Here is a 578-nt window from a genome sequence, read left to right as displayed (position 1 = left end):
GCGATGCCATAGTCCTCGGCCCCGCCCATCAGCACCGATGCCCGCGCGCCCTCGGGGCTTGCCAGTTCCATCGACTGGCCGGGATGCGCGGCGAAGGTGTCGGCCAGGGGCGACAGCGGTTGCGTGCGGGTCTGCCGGTAGTCCTTGGCAAAGGTCTGCGCCGCCAGCGTCTGGCCCAGGTCCGCCGCCTCTGCCGGGGTGGCAAAGGCCTTGGCCGCCACCGCGAAATCGCCGCCCAGCTGGTCGCTGACCGTGACATCGACCCCTTCCAGGGCGCGCGTCACCGCATCCCCCATCGCGCCCCCGGTCGAGAAGGCATAGTCCTTGGTGGTGACGACCTCGCCCCCGTTCAGCGAAACCCCGGTTTGCCCGATCGGCAACAGCGCCGCCCGGATGTCCAGGAAGCCATGGCCATAGACCGAGGACCAGGCATGGTTGAAGACGCCCGGTCCGTCGTCCAGGTCCACCGAGTTAGTCGCTGTGAACCCCGCGAAGGTATTATCCGCCGACGCAAGAATCCGCAACCGCAGCTGGTGCGGCGTCAAGTTCGGGAAGGCCTGCGCCAACAGCGCCAGCGC

Annotated in this window: 1 pseudogene; it reads right to left on the bottom strand. The window is 68.7% G+C overall.

The features are described 5' to 3' along the window. Positions 1-578: pseudogene (locus AC2EAL_RS21775) on the bottom strand (hypothetical protein); the annotation flags it as partial.

This window comes from Tabrizicola sp. T74 (assembly GCF_057219935.1).
Note: the sequence above shows the minus strand (reverse complement) of the source record. Positions and strands in the feature narration are given on the sequence as shown.